This window comes from Lacrimispora sp. 210928-DFI.3.58, assembly GCF_020554865.1.
Classification (GTDB): Bacteria; Bacillota; Clostridia; order Lachnospirales; family Lachnospiraceae; genus Enterocloster.
The window spans coordinates 1-245 of sequence record NZ_JAJCIC010000139.1 but is presented as its reverse complement, the minus strand read 5'-3'; the positions used below and the strand labels follow the sequence as shown (position 1 = coordinate 245).

The window sequence follows — 245 nt, the reverse complement described above, 5'->3', positions numbered from 1 at the left end:
GCGGGCACCGTTCTCTACATCCTGGAAGTATCTCCACTCCTGAGCATACTTAGCACTTACGCCATTAGAGGTAGCGCTGCTTGGGCTTGCATATCCGTCTGCAGAGTAGCTTGCAAGTGTATATACTGTGCCGCCCTTGCTGTCATACTGGTTAGCAGAAGCCTTAGCATAGTAATCGCTGATAGCGTCTACGTCAGCAGACCACTCAGCGATCATTGCGCCGTACTCGTCAAATGCATACTTCT

1 pseudogene is annotated in these 245 nt (G+C 50.6%); it reads right to left on the bottom strand.

The window, feature by feature from the left end:
- Nucleotides 1–245, bottom strand: a pseudogene (locus LIZ87_RS22265) (argininosuccinate lyase); the annotation flags it as partial.